12 protein-coding genes are annotated in these 16,553 nt (G+C 60.3%); 10 read left to right on the plus strand and 2 right to left on the minus strand.

Annotated features, from left to right (window positions below):
• Positions 1 to 20 precede the first annotated feature (20 nt).
• From CN311_RS18195 to CN311_RS18205, 3 genes are all read left to right on the plus strand, one after another.
• Positions 21 to 2,735, plus strand: a complete 2,715-nt coding sequence (locus CN311_RS18195) for an ABC transporter transmembrane domain-containing protein (protein ID WP_097575131.1) — start codon at positions 21 to 23, stop codon at positions 2,733 to 2,735.
• A gap of 191 nt (positions 2,736 to 2,926) precedes the next feature.
• On the plus strand, positions 2,927 to 3,376 hold the full coding sequence (locus tag CN311_RS18200; protein ID WP_097575132.1) for a cyclic nucleotide-binding domain-containing protein: 450 nt from the start codon (positions 2,927 to 2,929) through the stop codon (positions 3,374 to 3,376).
• A 135-nt stretch (positions 3,377 to 3,511) separates the two neighbouring features.
• The gene (locus CN311_RS18205) at positions 3,512 to 4,366 is read left to right on the plus strand and encodes an MBL fold metallo-hydrolase (protein ID WP_097575133.1); all 855 of its coding nucleotides are present in this window, start codon (positions 3,512 to 3,514) and stop codon (positions 4,364 to 4,366) included.
• A 1-nt stretch (position 4,367) separates the two neighbouring features.
• On the opposite strand, the gene CN311_RS18210 is transcribed toward CN311_RS18205, so the two are convergent.
• Both CN311_RS18210 and CN311_RS18215 read right to left on the minus strand, forming a co-directional pair.
• Positions 4,368 to 5,132 carry a polysaccharide deacetylase family protein gene (locus tag CN311_RS18210; RefSeq protein WP_097575134.1) on the minus strand — a complete coding sequence of 255 codons (765 nt, stop codon included), beginning with the start codon at positions 5,130 to 5,132 and terminating at the stop codon, positions 4,368 to 4,370.
• Complete coding sequence (locus tag CN311_RS18215; RefSeq protein WP_097575135.1) at positions 5,129 to 6,217, minus strand: glycosyltransferase family 4 protein; 1,089 nt, start codon at positions 6,215 to 6,217, stop codon at positions 5,129 to 5,131. Before CN311_RS18215 ends, CN311_RS18210 begins: the two co-directional genes overlap by 4 nt.
• A 73-nt stretch (positions 6,218 to 6,290) precedes the next feature.
• On the opposite strand from CN311_RS18215, the gene CN311_RS18220 reads away from it, so the two are divergent.
• From CN311_RS18220 to CN311_RS18250, 7 genes are all read left to right on the plus strand, one after another.
• Complete coding sequence (locus CN311_RS18220) at positions 6,291 to 7,469, plus strand: DUF3095 domain-containing protein (protein ID WP_097575136.1); 1,179 nt, start codon at positions 6,291 to 6,293, stop codon at positions 7,467 to 7,469.
• Between the two features lie 114 nt (positions 7,470 to 7,583).
• Positions 7,584 to 8,927: a nucleotide sugar dehydrogenase gene (locus tag CN311_RS18225; RefSeq protein WP_097575137.1), complete on the plus strand. Its 1,344-nt coding sequence runs from the start codon at positions 7,584 to 7,586 to the stop codon at positions 8,925 to 8,927.
• 97 nt (positions 8,928 to 9,024) lie between these two features.
• Entirely contained in the window at positions 9,025 to 10,365 is a 1,341-nt protein-coding gene (locus CN311_RS18230) for an adenylate/guanylate cyclase domain-containing protein (protein ID WP_097575138.1), read from the plus strand.
• Between the two features lie 146 nt (positions 10,366 to 10,511).
• A complete protein-coding gene (locus CN311_RS18235; protein WP_097575139.1) occupies positions 10,512 to 12,407 on the plus strand; it encodes an ABC transporter ATP-binding protein in 1,896 nt (631 codons plus the stop codon).
• A 26-nt stretch (positions 12,408 to 12,433) separates the two neighbouring features.
• Positions 12,434 to 14,302 carry an ABC transporter substrate-binding protein gene (locus CN311_RS18240; RefSeq protein ID WP_425351082.1) on the plus strand — a complete coding sequence of 623 codons (1,869 nt, stop codon included), beginning with the start codon at positions 12,434 to 12,436 and terminating at the stop codon, positions 14,300 to 14,302.
• 2 nt (positions 14,303 to 14,304) lie between these two features.
• Entirely contained in the window at positions 14,305 to 15,303 is a 999-nt protein-coding gene (locus tag CN311_RS18245; protein ID WP_097575141.1) for an ABC transporter permease, read from the plus strand.
• Positions 15,300 to 16,481: an ABC transporter permease gene (locus CN311_RS18250; protein ID WP_097575142.1), complete on the plus strand. Its 1,182-nt coding sequence runs from the start codon at positions 15,300 to 15,302 to the stop codon at positions 16,479 to 16,481. Before CN311_RS18245 ends, CN311_RS18250 begins: the two co-directional genes overlap by 4 nt.
• Positions 16,482 to 16,553 lie beyond the last annotated feature (72 nt).

Genomic DNA, 16,553 nt, shown 5'->3' on the forward strand with positions numbered 1-16,553 from the left:
TGAAGGGTCCACAGCCGCATATGGAACCCAGCCTAGCCCGCTATATCTGGAGGCACACCAAGAAGCAGCAACTCTGGATATTGATGATCGTCGTGCTTTCGATGATCCCGTATTTCATGTCCTTCGACCTGCCGAAGCTGATCGTCAACGGCCCGATCCAAGGTGGCGGCTTCGAGCAACCGGGCGCGACCCAGCCATTCATGCGGCTACACTATAACGTGCCGTTCATTGGAGAGGTCCAGTTCTTCTCCGGTTTTCAGCTCGACCGCAAAGAGACGCTGTTTGCCCTGAGCGTCGTGTTCCTCTTGCTGGTCATCATCAACGGGCTGTTCAAACTCTACATCAACACCTACAAGGGCCGCCTCGGCGAGCGCATGCTGCGGCGGATCCGTTTCGATCTGGTAGATCGTGTGCTGCGGTTTCCGCCGGTTTACTTCAAGCGGGTGAAATCTGCCGAAGTGGCGACCATGGTGAAGGACGAGGTGGAGCCGCTGGGCGGCTTCATCGGCGATGCCTTCGTGCAGCCGGTACTGCTCGGCGGCCAAGCGCTGACGGCCATGCTGTTCATCATGGTCCAGAATGTCTGGCTCGGAATGATCGCGGCCGTGATCGTGGGGATCCAGATCGTGCTCATCCCGCGAATGCGGCGGCGGCTGATCGTGCTCGGGCGCGAGCGGCAGTTGACGGCGCGCGCGCTTTCGGGCCGGGTTGGCGAAATCGTCGACGGCATCGGCGCGGTTCACGTCCACGATACATCAAACTACGAGCGCGCCGACATAGCTGCCCGGCTCGGGCTTATCTTTAAAATCCGCTTCGATCTTTACCAATGGAAATTCATGGTGAAGTTCCTCAACAATTTTCTCGCGCAGCTCACGCCCTTTCTGTTCTACATGATCGGCGGGTATCTGGTCATCCGGGGGCGGCTGGACGTCGGCCAGCTCGTGGCAGTGATCGGCGCCTACAAGGACCTGCCCGGACCGATGAAGGAACTGATCGATTGGGATCAGGCCCGGCAGGATGTCCAGGTCAAATATCAGCAGGTCGTTGAACAGTTTACCGTTGAGGATCTCATTGCGCCGAGAATCGGGGCATTGACGATCGACGATCCTGCTCCGATGACCAACCCGCTGTCGGCCATCAGTCTGTCCATGATAGACGATGGCGGTGCAATGCTCCTTAACCGTATCTCCCTCCAGATCAAGCCAGGTGAGACGGTGGCGCTGGTCAGCACCACAACAGGTGGAGCGGAGGCGCTTGCAGAAGCCTTCGCGCGGCTGAACTGGCCGGACAGCGGAAGGGTCGCTTCGGGCGCCGACGATCTGCTTGAACTCCCCGAAGCAGTGACCGGCCGGCGCATGTCCTATGCCTCGTCGGATGTTTTCCTGTTCCAGGCAAGCCTTCGCGATAACCTGCTCTACGGGCTGAAGCATGCGCCGCTGACATCGGTGACTTATGACGGTGCTGCAGCAGACCAGCGCCGCTGGAACATCGACGAGGCGCGCCGGTCGGGCAATCCGGAGCTTGATATCAACAGCGACTGGATCAACTATGCTTCCGCCGGCGCTACAGGCCCGCACGACCTCTTTGAAGCCGTGCGCCGGGTGCTCGACGCGGTTGTTCTGTCGCGCGACATTCTGGATCTTGGCTTGCGCTCTTCGGCCGACCTCACGCGTCACACGGAGCTTGCCAGGCGGATCGTCGAACTGCGTGCAGCGCTACGAACCCGGCTGGAACACGAAGGGCTGAGCGGACTGGTGGCTCCTTTCGAACCGGGTGCCTACAACAAGGAAGCAACTATCGGTCAAAACCTGCTCTTCGGCGCTGCCGCCGGCCCCGAACTGGCCGACAGGGCTCTGGCCGCCAATCCCTATTTTGCTTCTGTGCTGAAGCAAGCCGGCCTCGACCGCACGCTCTACGAAATGGGCATGGAGATCGCCCAACAGGCGATCGAGCTGTTCGCCGACCTGCCGCCCGACCATCAGTTCTTCCAGCAGCTGGCCTTCATGAGCCCCGAGGAGATACCCGCCTACGAGAGCTTGCTGCAGCGGCTCAAGAACCGTCCCTACGAGGCGGTTTCGGAGAGCGACCGCGCCAAGATCGTCACCTTGAGCTTTGCCTATATCGAGCCCCGGCACCGCTTCGGCCTGCTGAGCGACGAGCTCATGAGCAAGATCGTCGCTGCACGCAACCGATTCTATGAAAACCTGCCGCCCGAGCTGAAAAATGCGGTCGAACGGTATGATCCTGCCAAATACATCGCCGCGGCCACCGTCATGGACAACGTCCTGTTCGGGCGTGTGGGCAACAACCATCCCGACGCGCCGGACCGCATACGCTCCATCGTCTATGACATTCTTGACGAACTGGGGCTTTATGCCGAACTTCTGGATGTCGGCCTGGACTTCAACGTTGGCTCAGGCGGCAGGCGGCTGACGGGCGGACAGCGACAGAAGCTCGATGTTGCCCGGGCCCTGCTCAAGCGTCCCGATTTTCTCATTCTCAACCGGCCGCTGTCGGCGCTCGACCAGCGCATGCAGGACAAGGTGCTGCGAAACGTTCTCGAGGAAGCCAGACGCGACGGCCATTCACCAGCAATTATATGGGCCGTGACGAATCCGGCAATGGCGATGATGTTCGATCGCGTTATCGTCTTCGACTCGGGTCAATTGGTGGAAGACGGAACACACGAGACACTTTTGGCAGGAAGCGGTATCTTTAAGGAACTGCTATCATAGAGCATTGGACATTCAGATGGGATCATTCTGCCGGTGGGACCTTGTTGCAAGGTCAAGGGATGAGGTTTCCGGCTGATCGGGCTCGCCACCTTTCGCGTGGTTCGTCTCGCCATTCGGAAACAGAATTGATTCCATCGGGGTGTCGGTTGTTCTAGTCTCGCAGACGTGAAATTTTGGGAAGGTTTGCGACAATGCTGCTCAAGGATGAGGTTGGAATGCTGCAACGCGTTCCCTTGTTCTCTGGCATAGAGCCGACAAAACTCAAGCTGCTTGCGTTCACATCCGATCGCGTGAGCTACAGCGCCGGCCAGATCCTTTTCCGGCAGGGCGACGAGGGAGACGCCGCCTACGTCATCCTTTCAGGCAGGGCGGATATTCTGGTCGATTCCGACAGCGGGCCGATAAAAGTTGCCGAACTGATGCCAAATTCGATTGTTGGCGAGATTGCCATATTGTGCAACAGCTCCCGCACAGCCACCGTCAGAGCTGCATCTCCGCTGGAAGCCTTGAGGATCCGCAAGGATCATTTCCTGAGGCTTATGAAGGAGTTCCCGGAAATGACCATCGAGATGGTGCGGGTTCTTGCCGATCGCCTAAATCATACGACCGCGGATCTGATCGACGCACGAAGCGCCAAATAACGAATGATTTGCGCTCGATCCTCGCCGTCGTGACGGCACTGGCCTCTTACTGACAACATCACCTGGAGAAAAACCTGTCTCGCCTAGCAGCAGTTGTTTGGCTACGATGGGCGACAGGGACTGCGAAGGGGTAGCATGGACGACGACGTTTTCCTGGTCAGGTTTTGGGGCGTGCGCGGCAGTATTCCGGTATCGGGGCCAGAATCCGTTCGCTATGGCGGCAACACAATCTGCATTGAGATGCGATGTGGTAAGCATACGCTTCTGTTCGATGCGGGCTCTGGCCTACGGTCCGCCGGCCGGGCGTTTCGGGCGTCGGGCGTGACCGATTTCGACCTGCTTTTCACCCATTGCCATTACGATCACATCATCGGGCTGCCGTTTTTTGTGCCGATCTATGATCGGAGCGTCAAGATTACCCTTTGGTCCGGGCATCTTGCAGGACGCAAGACGACCCGGCAGATGGTCGACGAGTTCATGCGGCCGCCGTGGTTTCCGGTGAAACTGGACGTCTGCAAGGCCAGCCTCGACTGCCGCGATTTTGTATCCGGAGACGTACTTCGGCCGCGCGAAGGGGTAGTGGTCCGAACAGGCAGTCTTGTCCACCCAGGCGGCTGCATAGGCTACCGGGTGGAATGGGGCGGCCGTGTCGTGGCAGTAATCACAGACACTGAGCACGAGCCGGACAAACTCGATCAGGCGGTGCTCGGCCTGATCGCAGATGCTGACCTCGTCATTTACGACTGCACTTACACAGAGGAGGAAATGGAACGCCACCGCGGTGACGGGCACTCGACATGGCAGCAGGGCGTCAAGCTCTGTGAGGCCGCCGGTGCGCGGGGGCTTGCGCTGTTTCACCACGATCCGACACGCACCGACGACGAACTGGACGAGACCGAGAAACTGGCCAAAGACAGGTTTGCCGGCGCATTTGCCGCGCGGGATGGCCAGACGCTTAAATTTCCAGTCTCATTGCACAAAGAGCGCTGAGCTATTTTCCCCAGCCGGCATAGCGCGCGACCAATGTCCTGATCGGAAGCCATGCACAGGCTTCAGTCTGTGCGGTGACTGTGAACAGCCGTTCGAGGAAAAGCCAGGCCGATTCATCATGTACGAGATGGTGGGTAAGCAGGCCGACCGGTTCGCCGCCGCCGAATGCATGCTGCAGTTGCGCGATGATAGCCTGAACCAACAGGCGGTGATCGCGGCAGCCGCGCGTGCCATGCCAATCCATGATGTCGACATTGCTGTTGATGACCGCCAGTGAAGCCGGCTTCGGCGGCCCATAGACCGACAATGCCGCAAATCCTATCGATCCAAGGTCGGATACCAAGCCGGCGTCGATCCGGTTCCAGGGTGGCACCAGCATCGGAACGGCGCGTGTGCCGTGCAAGCCGGTTACGTGCGACAGCCCGCTAGCCAGATCATCGAGCACCGCCTCGCGTGGCCGGTGCGGGCCGAGCTCCTGCTTTTTCTGGTCCTCGGGCGCATGATTTCGGTGCGCCCAGCCATGGATGGCGACCGTGGCATGCGGCGCCTCGTCAAGCCGGACGACAAGCTTCTCATCAGTCAGGGCCGGAATGACGGCCAGAGTGACCGGAACCGCGAATTCACCGGTGAGGTCGAGCAGCCGATCAAGCGCAGGCGTCGGATCCACGGCGTCATCGTCGCGCAGCCAGAACTCTGCCTTACGGTCCGCCCCTTGCCAGCGTGCCAGTTCTTCGACCAAGGGTTGCCAGACCTGATCGGATGTCATGATACCGGGATCTTCGCAAGAAGTTCGGCCAGACGCGCCGCTGCACCACCGAGGGAACGTTCTTCGAGGATGAAACGTCTGGCTTCTGCGGCCATGCTGGTTCTTTCGTCGTTACGGGTCATAAGCCTTTCAATGGCAGAAGCGAACGCCGCCACATCGCCCGGCGGGGTGAGAAACCCGGTCTGGCCATCCCGCACGACCTCCGGCACGCCGGCGATGTCCTGAGCCACAACCGGAAGGCCAGCGGCCTGTGCTTCAAGATAGGCAACACCATAGGCCTCGCCGTAACCCGGCCAGACGTAAACTCCCCCTCTGTAGAGGACATCCGACACGGCGGCTGGCTCAATCGCGCCAAGCCATTCGATACGGTCGGCGGGCAAGCCGGCGAATTGCGCTTTGACCTCGTCACGGGCAGGCCCGTCCCCGACGACCGACATGGTCCAGGGCAGGTGGCCGATCGAACCGAGCGCTTGCGCCAGCATGCGATAGCTGTCGGCTTTGTCACCCGGGCGCATCATGGCGACGGTAACGAGACGCGTCGGACAGCCCCGTGCCGGCGTTTTCCGGAATACCGATGTGTCGATGAAGGGCGAAAGCATGCCGAGAACGGCGTCGGGTATTGCATCTGCCAGTCCCTGGCGATCCCTTTGGGTGAGGCAGATGTTCAGCGCCGCCAGTTCGACGGCTCGCGCCACCAGAGCCTGGGTATCGGCCCACAAACCAGCGTTGCGCCGCCTCGAATAGGAGGCTTCCGCTGTGACATAGGGGACAGCAAAGGCCGACGCCAGCTCAGGCCCGATCAAGTCGGGCGCCTTGTAATAGAGATGATACGAGAACCAGAGATCTGGCTTGCCGTCACGATCCCAAAGCTTTGTCAGCCGCGCGGCTTCCTCTCGGGCCCCGATCTTGAGCGCATCGAAACTTTTCGACTCCGGTTCGCGTAGATAGAAGCGTAATTCGGATGCCAGTTCGACGCTATGCCCTCCATACTCCAGCGCCTTGACCAGCATCCGTGCCATCTGGCGGTCGCCGGAGGCGACGGGATGATTGGGTGACTTCAGCGGCGCGTAGAAGGCAATTCGCATCGCCGACCCTATCATCGGAAAGCCGGCGCAAGTCAATTTCGAAGCACGATCGACTTCACCTTCAAACCGTGGAATGTGCTATCTGATGCTCATGGAAACAGCTGCCGTGCCCGACCCGTTTGTCACTTCTCTGCCGGTCTTCGCGAAGTTCGAAAGCGTTGCCGATATCGATAACTATCGGCCTCTCCCCGATGGTTGGGCGCTGGCCACCGCCGACATCGTCGGCTCGACCAAGGCGATCGAGGCTGGGCACTATAAAACCGTCAATATGGCAGGCGCCAGCGTCATTTCGGCGCTGCTCAATGCGCTGGGTCGGCAAGATCTTCCCTTCGTCTTCGGCGGCGACGGCGCGCTCGTGGCGTTTCCCGGCCCGGCGCTGGAGACCACCCGCAACGCGCTGGCAGCTGTCCAGAGATGGGTGGCGGACGAACTGGGTCTGACCTTGCGTGCCGCAATCGTGCCGATAAAGGATATAAGAGCGCAAGGCCTCGACGTCTGCGTGGCGAGGTTCCAGGCCTCCGAAGCGGTCTTCTATGCCATGTTCGCCGGCGGTGGCGGCAGTTGGGCGGAAGCCGAGATGAAAGCCGGACGCTACCGCATCGATCCTGCGCCGGCCGGCGTGCGGCCGGATCTGACCGGCCTCTCCTGCCGCTGGAACCCGATCGAGACCCGGCATGGCGAAATCGTCTCGATCATAGCCTTACCGGGGGCGTCGCGCGATTTGCGCGGTTTTCAGTTTCTGGCTTCCGACATCATCGCCCTTGCCGGCAGGCAGGAACGCGATGGCCACCCGGTGCCGGTGGACGGGCCGGGCTACAGTTTGCTGCCCGCCGGCCTCGATGTCGAGGCGCGGGCCACCGCGCCTGCAGGCCGGCGGTGGCTTACGAAGCTGTGGGTCATATTCCTGATGACGCTTACGGCTGTCACCGATCGATTTGGCTGGACGATCGGCAGTTTCGATCCGAAGGTCTACAAGCGCGACGTGGCCAGCAATTCGGATTTCCGGAAGTTCGACGACGGCCTGAAGATGACCATCGACGTTGACGCGGATGTGCTGCAACGGATCGACAACCGGCTGAAACAGGCGGAAAAGGCGGGCATCTGCAACTATGGCCTGCACCGTCAGAAATCGGCCTTGATGACATGCCTCGTCGCCTCGCCGCTGCAGCGCGATCACATTCATTTCATCGATGGCGCCGCCGGCGGCTATGCGATGGCTGCCGCAAGCCTGAAGGCGAAGGCGCCGGTTTGATGACGGCTTGCGGAAATCGATCTTCCGCAATATGCCTCGGCCATGCTTCTTGGGGCCAAGTGAGCCTCGCCATGGGAACGGACAGCCTGTCCGAATTGACGGGAAAGCAGATTTTTGGACGCCTCACGATCGACATATGACCGTCTGCTGAACCGGATTTCGACGCGCGCCGCACAAGTCGGCGTGATCGGACTGGGCTATGTCGGGTTGCCACTGGCGGTTGCGGTCGCGCGCGCCGGCTTCCCGGTCCGCGGCTTCGACATCGAAGCCCGGAAGGTCGAGAGCCTGAACAACGGCCAATCCTACATCGAGGCGGTGACGTCGACAGCCCTTGCCAGCCAGGTGGCCAGCGGACGATTCCACGCCACCGCGGATTTTGCCGAACTGGCAGTCTGCGATGTCATCATCATCTGCGTTCCGACACCGCTGACGAAACACCGTGAGCCGGACCTCTCCTTTATCAGGAACACCGCTGGCACCATCGCAAAGCATCTGCGTCTCGGCCAGCTGATCGTGCTGGAATCGACCACGTATCCCGGTACCACCGACGACGTGATCAAACCCATAATGGAAGAAACCGGTTTGCGGTCGAAGATAGACTTCTTCCTCGGCTTCTCGCCCGAACGCGAGGATCCCGGCAACCGCAGCTTTGAAGTCGCGACGATCCCCAAGGTCGTGGCGGGCGACGGCGTTGAAGCGGCGACACTGGTGCAGGCTTTCTACCAGGGCGTGGTCAAGACCGTCGTTCCAGTTTCCACAACGGCGACCGCCGAGGCCGTCAAGCTAACGGAAAACATCTTCCGTTCGGTCAACATAGCCCTCGTCAACGAGTTGAAGATCGTGCTCGGTGCGATGGGCATCGACATCTGGGAGGTGATCGAGGCGGCAAAGAGCAAGCCCTTCGGCTACATGCCTTTCTATCCCGGCCCTGGACTTGGCGGACACTGCGTTCCGATCGACCCCTTCTACCTGGCGTGGAAGGCGCGCGAGTACGAACTGCCGACACGCTTCATCGAGCTAGCGGCGGAGATCAACACGGCCATGCCGCGTCATGTGGTCGATGAACTGGCGAAGGCGCTGGATCGGCGCTGCGGCAAGGCGCTCAGCCGCTCGCGCATTCTCATCATCGGGCTCGCCTATAAGAAGAATGTGCCCGACATCCGCGAAAGCCCCTCATTGCGGCTCATTGAACTCATCGAGGAATGGGGCGGCAAGGCGGAATTCCACGATCCGCATGTTACCGAGGTCCCCGTCACACGGGAGCATATGGCGATCAAGGGGCGCCGCTCGATCGAATTGACCGAGGCGGCCTTGAAGGATTTCGATGCTGTCGTCGTTGCAACGGACCACGACGCGATCGACTATCAGGCGATCGCTGATCACGCTCTTCTGATCGTCGACACACGCAATGTTTTTGGCCGCCTCGGGCTGACCCGAGAGACGGTGGTAAAGGCCTGACGGCGTCGGAGCCGGCGAATTTTCACCCGCTGTCAGGATCGTGATTGCACTCCGCCGTCAGCCTAGCCACATAATGCCCCAGGACTTCGGAGAGAGCATGAGCACAGCGCAAGCAGAAATTTCCACCATTCTCATGGATAAGGTCGCCGATTGGCTGAACCAATCGGCGCTGGCGGGCAACGACCTGGAAACATTGGTAAAAGGCTTTTGTGAACGGCTGGCTGCCGCCGGCCTGCCGCTGAAGCGTGTGCATTTGAGCTTTTCGATGCTTCATCCGCTCTATGACGCGCTTGGCTTCACCTGGATTCGCGGCCAAGGCATAGAAGTGGAAGGCTTCCGCAAAAAGGACGGCGTGCATTCTGACAGATTCCTGACCAGCCCATACTACCATCTGCTCAGCAACAAGCTCGACCATCTGCGGCGCCGGATCGACCCGTCGGGGTCGTCGGAATTTCCTATTTTCGATGAACTCAGGCTTATGGGCGTCACCGACTACATGGCTTTCGTCCATCCCTTCAGCGGCAACACCAGTCAGGGCATGATAGGGTCCTGGTCCACTGACAGTGCTTCAGGCTTCAGCGACAGCATGATTTCGGCGCTGCTGCGCATCCAGAACCATCTCGCTATCGCAACCAAGATGGCGGTGCTTACCAAGCTCGCCGACAACATGATGACCACTTATCTCGGCGGCGACGCCGGCAGGCGCGTGCTGGACGGCCAGATCAAGCGCGGCGAGGGCGACACAATCCGGGCCGCACTGGTCATGGCCGATATGCGCGGGTCGACGAGGCTTGCCGAAACCTCCGGCCGCGAAATCTATATCGATACGCTGAACCAGTTTTTCGATGCCATTGCTGCACCTTTCAATCGCAAAGGCGGGCAGATCATGAGTTTCCTGGGGGATGGCTTCATTGCCGTCTACCCCTGCGAAAGGCACCGCGCGCAGTCCGAGATCGCCTGCCAGGCTGCTCTTGCGGCAGCGCACAAGGCCAGCGCGCGCATGATGGAGCTCAATCTGCGCAGAAAGGAGCAGGGGCTGAACGACATAAAATTCGGTATCGGCCTGCATGTCGGCAATGTGATGTTCGGCAATGTCGGGCTTACCGACCGGCTCACATTCTCTGTCTTCGGCTCGGCTGTCAACGAGGTCCAGCGCCTCCAGACCCTGACCAAGAAATATCCGCACAGCGTTCTCGCCAGCAAAGACTTCGCCGGCTATTGCGGCGCCAACAGCTGGCTGACGCTCGGCAACGAGGAACTGGCGGGCATCAAGCAGAAGCTGACGGTGCTTTCGCCCGATCTGTCGGGTGCTCTCGCACTCGATGACGAGGGTGCGCTGGAGCCGATTCACGGCCGAAGATCGGACGCCGAGCAGGTCATTCTGCTTCACCGCGATGCCGCGCGGGTGGCGGCGGGCGACCCCAGGAAGCTCCAGTAACCGCCACGATCCGATCCGAACGCCTTTGATATGCAATCCGGTTGCCGGTTCCGCCAAGGGAACTGGCGACTGATTCGAATCCAAGTTGCTCTAGGCGCGCAATACGCTAGTCTCGCCTTCTGGACCTGCCAGAGTGGGGCTGGTGAATGAATTCGAGTGTTGATCTGCTGCGGATCGAAGATGTTGGCATCTCTTTTGCCATTATCGGGGGACCGTTGCATGCCGTCAGGCGCGCAAATCTTCGCGTCCTGCCTGGCAAAGTAACCGCGCTTGTGGGCGAGTCAGGTTCCGGAAAATCGGTTCTCAGCCAGGCAGTGATGGGCATTTTGCCGAACACAGCCCATGTTCGCGGCCGCATCCTGTTTTCCGATCCTAAAAAGCCCGGCACGACGCAGGACATCCTGCAGATGCCGCTTGATGGACCCGAAATCCGGGCGTTGAGAGGCAGCCGCATCGGCAAGATCTTTCAGGAGCCGATGACATCGCTGTCGCCGCTGCACACGATCGGCAACCAGGTCAGCGAATCCCTGCAGATTCATACGCCCATGGCTCGGGTGGAGCGCAAGGCACGGACCGAGGAAATGCTCGGCCTTGTCGGCTTTCCCAACCCCAAGCGCGCCTATGACATGTATCCCTTTGAACTTTCGGGAGGATTGCGTCAACGCGCCATGATCGCCATGGCGCTCATCTGTCGGCCCGCTTTGTTGATCGCCGACGAGCCGACGACGGCGTTGGACGTCACCATCCAGGCGCAAATCCTGCAATTGCTGCGCGGGCTTCAGACCAAGCTGAACATGGCGATGCTGCTGATCACGCACGACCTTGGCGTGGTCGCCAATGTCGCCGACGAGGTGGTGGTCATGTACCATGGCGAGATCATGGAAGCGGGACCTGTGGAGGCGATATTCCGCCGGCCAGGCCACCCCTACCTGAAGGGCCTGATGGAAGCCGTTCCGCATTTCGACCTGAAGCCTGGCGAACGGCTAAAGGCGCTTCGCGAGGTGCCGGTGAATGTCGAGAACCTGCTGGGCAAACAGACGGCGCCTGCATCGAAGGGGGCGGACGACATCCTGCTGTCGGTCAGGGATCTGAAAAAAGTCTACACCACCCGCAAGTCCGGATGGTTCGGCGGGAGCCATCAAACCTCCGTTCGCGCCGTGGACGGCGTGAGCTTCGACATCAGGCGGGGTGAGTGCCTGGGTCTGGTCGGCGAAAGCGGCTGCGGCAAAACCACCGTCAGCAAGATCCTCATGCGGGCTGTTACCCCTAGCGGCGGCTCCGTGGTCTTCAACGGCCGCGAAGGACCGATTGACGTGCTGGAAGCCGAGGGAGATGCCCTGCGATTGCTGCGCGCGAAAATCCAGATGGTGTTCCAGGATCCGGTTTCGTCGCTCTCACCTCGCATGACGGTGGAGAACATCCTGAGCGAGCCGCTGGAAATCCATCAGCGTGGCAATGACGCGTCCCGACTCGCCACGGTCAAGAGCCTGATGCTGGCAATCGGGCTCGATCCGCGCTTCATCAAGCGCTATCCCCACAGTTTCTCCGGCGGGCAGCGTCAGCGTATCGGCATCGCGCGCGCGTTGGCGCTGGGGCCTGAACTGCTGATCTGCGACGAGCCGGTTTCGGCGCTCGATGTCTCTGTCCAGGCGCAGATCCTGAACCTCCTGAAGGACCTGCAGAAGGAACTGGGTCTGACCTACCTGTTCATATCCCACAATCTGGCGGTGGTGAACTACATGGCGGACCGCATCGCGGTGATGTGCGGCGGGCGTATCGTCGAACTTGCGCCGCGCGAAATTCTGCTCAGGAAACCGATCCACCCCTACACGCGCTCACTGCTGGCCGCCGTCCCTTTCCCCGACCTCGACCGGCCGATGGATTTCAAGACGCTGAAGCTCGGCGGCGCTTCCGACACCAGCGCATGGGGACCGCAATTCCGCGACGAAGGCGACGAGGATATGCTGTCGCCGCTTGACCTTGGCGGCGGTCACCTCGTGCTGGCCCGACGTTCGGCCGATGTCAGCGAGCTACGCCATTGATCAGCCGGCGCACCGTCCTTGGACTCATGGCTTCGGCATTTCTGCCGGGCACGTCGCGCGCCGGCGACCTGGAGCCGGAATTTCTCCAGCCGCAGCTGACGGCCAGGGCGCTGCCGGCACTCGCCGAACGCCTGCCCAAGCGCCCGCGCGCGTTGAACCTCGCCGCGATGGGCCGGCAGCCCGGCCAGTATGGCGGCACGCTGCGCACGATCATCGGCAGCCCGAAAGATATCCGGCTGATGACGATCTACGGGTATGCCCGCCTGGTCGGCTATGACGAAAAGCTTCACTTGCAGCCCGACATTCTCGAAAGTTTCGACGTAGTGGATGACCGCGTCTTCACTTTCAAGATTCGGGAAGGGCATAAATGGTCTGACGGAAGCCTGCTGACGCCGGAGGATTTTCGCTATTGCTGGGAAGATGTCTGGCTGAACGATGAGCTTTCTCAGGGCGCGCTTGCCCCGAGCCTGCTGGCGGACGGCAGGCCGCCACGCTTCGAGATCATCGATCCGTTGACGGTCCGCTATAGCTGGGATGCGCCCAATCCCGACTTCCTGCCCAAGCTCGCTGCCGCTTCGCCGCTATCGCTTGTCCTGCCGGCCACCTATCTCAAGCAGTTCCACAAGAAATACCAGGATCCATTCCGGCTCGCCGGCCTGATGAAGGAGAACCGGGCCAAGAAATGGACGCTCCTCCATATCCGCATGTCGCGGCAGTATCGCCCGGAGAATCCGGAACTGCCGACACTCGATCCCTGGCAGAACCGGACCAAACCGCCGGCTGAGCAATTCGTCTTCGAGCGAAACCCGTTCTTTCATCGAATAGACGAGAATGGCAGGCAACTGCCCTATGTTGACCGGATCGTCATGAATGTCAGCTCGTCGGCGATCATCTCCGCCAAGGCCGGTGCGGGCGAGAGCGACCTGCAATGCATGGGAATCGACTTCAACGATTACTCCTTCCTGAAGGACGCGGAGAAGCGCTACCCGGTGAAGATGCATCTGTGGAAACGCACACAGGGTTCGCGGCTGGCGCTGCTGCCCAATCTGAATTGTTCCGACCAGGTGTGGCGTGGCCTTCTTCGTGACGTGCGCGTGCGCCGCGCCCTATCGCTCGCGGTGGACAGGCGCGAGATCAACATGGCTGTGTTCTACGGATTGGCGCAGGAAAGTGCCGATACGGTTTTGCCGGAGAGCCCGCTCTACCGGCCGGAATTCGCGAAAGCCTGGATCGTCCATGATCCCGACAAGGCCAATGCCCTGCTCGACGAGGTCGGGCTTCAGGCACGTGACGATGACGGCCTGCGGATACTTCCCGACGGACGCTCTGCGCAGATCATCGTGGAAACGGCCGGCGAAAGCACGCTGGAAACCGACGCGCTCGAACTCATCACCGATCACTGGCGCAAGATCGGCATCGCTTTGTTCATCCGGACTTCGCAGCGCGACATCTTCCGCAGCCGCGCGCTTGGCGGCCAGATCATGATGTCGATGTGGTCGGGCATCGACAATGGCGTGGCGACCGCCGACATGAACCCGTACCAGCTGGCCCCCACCATCGACGACCAATTGCAATGGCCGCTCTGGGGTGCGCACTATCTGTCTCATGGCACGATGGGTGAGGCGCCCGATCTTCCTGAAGTGGTCGAGTTGATGGCCTTGCTCAAGCGCTGGAACGCATCGACCGAAACCACCGAGCGCGCCGAAATCTGGAATTCGATGCTGTCGATCTACACCGATCAGGTGTTTTCGATCGGCACGGTGAACGGCACGTTGCAGCCGATTCTGGTGTCCTCGCGGCTGCGCAACCTGCCTGACAAGGCGCTCTACGGCTACGACCCGACCTCTTATTTCGGTGTCTACATGCCGGATACATTCTGGCTTGGAGACAGCTGAGCGTGCTTCGATATCTTGTCTGGCGCATCGCCGTGATGGTTCCAACCCTGGCGGTCATATCGGCGCTGGTGTTCACCATCATCGAACTTCCACCGGGCGACTATTTCGACAGCTATGTCGCCGAGCTTCGGGCCCAGGGCGAAGCGGTGGATTCCGATCGCATCGAGATGATGCGCAAGGAATATGGTTTCGACCAGCCACCGGTCATTCGCTACTTCTACTGGGTCGGCGGGATGCTACATGGCGATTTCGGCTATTCCTTCGAATATGAGCTGCCGGTTCGCGACGTCGTCGGGGACCGAATGTGGCTCACGGTGCTGGTTTCCTTCGTCACGATCATCTTCACCTGGCTCATCGCCTTTCCGATCGGCATGTACTCCGCCACGCATCAATACAGCTGGGGCGACTACGGCCTGACTTTCTTCGGCCTTCTCGGCCTTGCCATTCCGAATTTCATGCTGGCACTGATCCTGATGTATTTCGCCAACATCTGGTTCGGCACATCCATCGGCCATCTCATGGACCAGCAATATCTCGGCGAGCCGATGAGCTGGGCCAAGGCGAAGTCGATCCTCGCCCATCTCTGGATTCCGGTCTTGATCATCGGCACCGGAGGCACGGCAAGCATGATCCGGCGGCTGCGCGCCAATCTTCTCGACGAGCTACACAAGCAATATGTCGTGACCGCGCGCGCCAAAGGACTTCATCCGTTCAAGGCGCTGGTCAAATATCCGCTGCGCATGGCGCTCAATTTCTTCATTTCCGATATCGGCTCTATCCTGCCGGCCATCATCTCCGGCGCCGAAATCACGGCGATCGTGCTGTCCTTGGAAACGACCGGGCCGATGCTGATCAAGGCGCTGCAAAGCCAGGACATGTATCTGGCAGGGTCGTTCCTGATGTTCCTAGCCTTCCTGACAGTCATCGGCGTCCTGATTTCCGACCTGGCGCTGGCGCTGCTTGATCCACGAATTCGTTTGCAGGGCGGCAGCACCAAATGAACACGCATTCGCCCCTGCCCGCTCCGGGTGCTCCACTGCAGCACTACGTTTCCACCGCGCCCTTTGACCTGCAGTCGGTCGAGGCGATGACGCCGGAGCAGTCGAAGGTCTTTCAGGCGTCGCAGTTGCGGCTGATGTGGTGGAAATTCCGGAATCACCGGCTTGCCGTTGTGTCCGGCATATTCCTGGCAGCACTCTATTTCGGAATAGCGATCTGCGAGTTCCTGGCGCCGTACAATCTGCACACGCGCAACATGGACTACATCTATTCGCCGCCGCAGCGGGTGCACCTGTTCCACAACGGCCAGCTCGTCGGTCCGTTCGTCTATGGCCGCAAGATGACGCTGGATATGGACACGCTCAAGCGGAACTACATCGAACAACAGGATGATGTTCAGCGGATTCGTTTCTTCTGCAAGGGCGACAGTTACCAGTTCTGGGGCTTGATCGAAGGCGACAGGCATTTCGTCTGCCCTGCCGAAAACGGCCAGCTCTTTCTGGCCGGCACTGACAGGCTGGGGCGCGATGTGCTCTCGCGCATCATCTATGGCGCACGCATTTCACTGACAATCGGCCTCGTCGGTATCAGTTTCAGCTTCCTGCTCGGCATTGTCATCGGCGGACTGGCCGGCTACCACGGCGGTATCTTCGACCTGATCGTTCAACGGATAATCGAAGTTCTGCAATCGATTCCCAGCATTCCGCTATGGCTGGCTCTGGCGGCGATCATGCCGATAACCTGGAGTCCGATCCTGATCTATTTCGGCATCACCGTCATCCTCGGGCTGCTCGACTGGACCGGACTGGCGCGGGCCGTGCGTTCAAAGCTTCTAGCCTTGCGCGAGGAGGATTACGTTCTGGCCGCGCAACTGATGGGCGCAAAAGGCAGCCGCATTATCGGGCGGCATCTCATTCCCGGCTTCATGTCGCATCTGATCGCGACGGCGACGATCTCCATACCCGGCATGATCCTGGGCGAGACGGCGCTGAGCTTCCTCGGGCTCGGGCTGAGGGCGCCGATAACCAGTTGGGGCATCCTGCTCACCGAGGCGCGCAGCGTCAGCGTCATCGCGTTCTATCCATGGCTGCTTTTGCCGATGCTCCCCGTCATTCTCGTCATCTTGGCGTTCAACTTTCTCGGCGACGGCTTGCGGGACGCCGCGGACCCCTACAAATGAGATCGCTATTCCGCCGCGCGGCCTGCCGACGACTCGTATGATGCTTGTCGGCGGCCGGTTGCGTTGTTGCAA

Source organism: Mesorhizobium sanjuanii, assembly GCF_002529485.1.
Lineage (GTDB): Bacteria > Pseudomonadota > Alphaproteobacteria > Rhizobiales > Rhizobiaceae > Mesorhizobium > Mesorhizobium sanjuanii.

Coding starts and splice junctions, on each gene's coding strand:
- CN311_RS18195 (WP_097575131.1), top strand. CDS start 21: ATGGAACCCAGCCTAGCCCGCTATATCTGGAGGCACACCAAGAAGCAG.
- CN311_RS18230 (WP_097575138.1), top strand. CDS start 9,025: ATGAGCACAGCGCAAGCAGAAATTTCCACCATTCTCATGGATAAGGTC.
- CN311_RS18220 (WP_097575136.1), top strand. CDS start 6,291: ATGTGCTATCTGATGCTCATGGAAACAGCTGCCGTGCCCGACCCGTTT.
- CN311_RS18235 (WP_097575139.1), top strand. CDS start 10,512: ATGAATTCGAGTGTTGATCTGCTGCGGATCGAAGATGTTGGCATCTCT.
- CN311_RS18215 (WP_097575135.1), bottom strand. CDS start 6,217: ATGCGAATTGCCTTCTACGCGCCGCTGAAGTCACCCAATCATCCCGTC.
- CN311_RS18250 (WP_097575142.1), top strand. CDS start 15,300: ATGAACACGCATTCGCCCCTGCCCGCTCCGGGTGCTCCACTGCAGCAC.
- CN311_RS18200 (WP_097575132.1), top strand. CDS start 2,927: ATGCTGCTCAAGGATGAGGTTGGAATGCTGCAACGCGTTCCCTTGTTC.
- CN311_RS18205 (WP_097575133.1), top strand. CDS start 3,512: ATGGACGACGACGTTTTCCTGGTCAGGTTTTGGGGCGTGCGCGGCAGT.
- CN311_RS18210 (WP_097575134.1), bottom strand. CDS start 5,132: ATGACATCCGATCAGGTCTGGCAACCCTTGGTCGAAGAACTGGCACGC.
- CN311_RS18240 (WP_425351082.1), top strand. CDS start 12,434: ATGGCTTCGGCATTTCTGCCGGGCACGTCGCGCGCCGGCGACCTGGAG.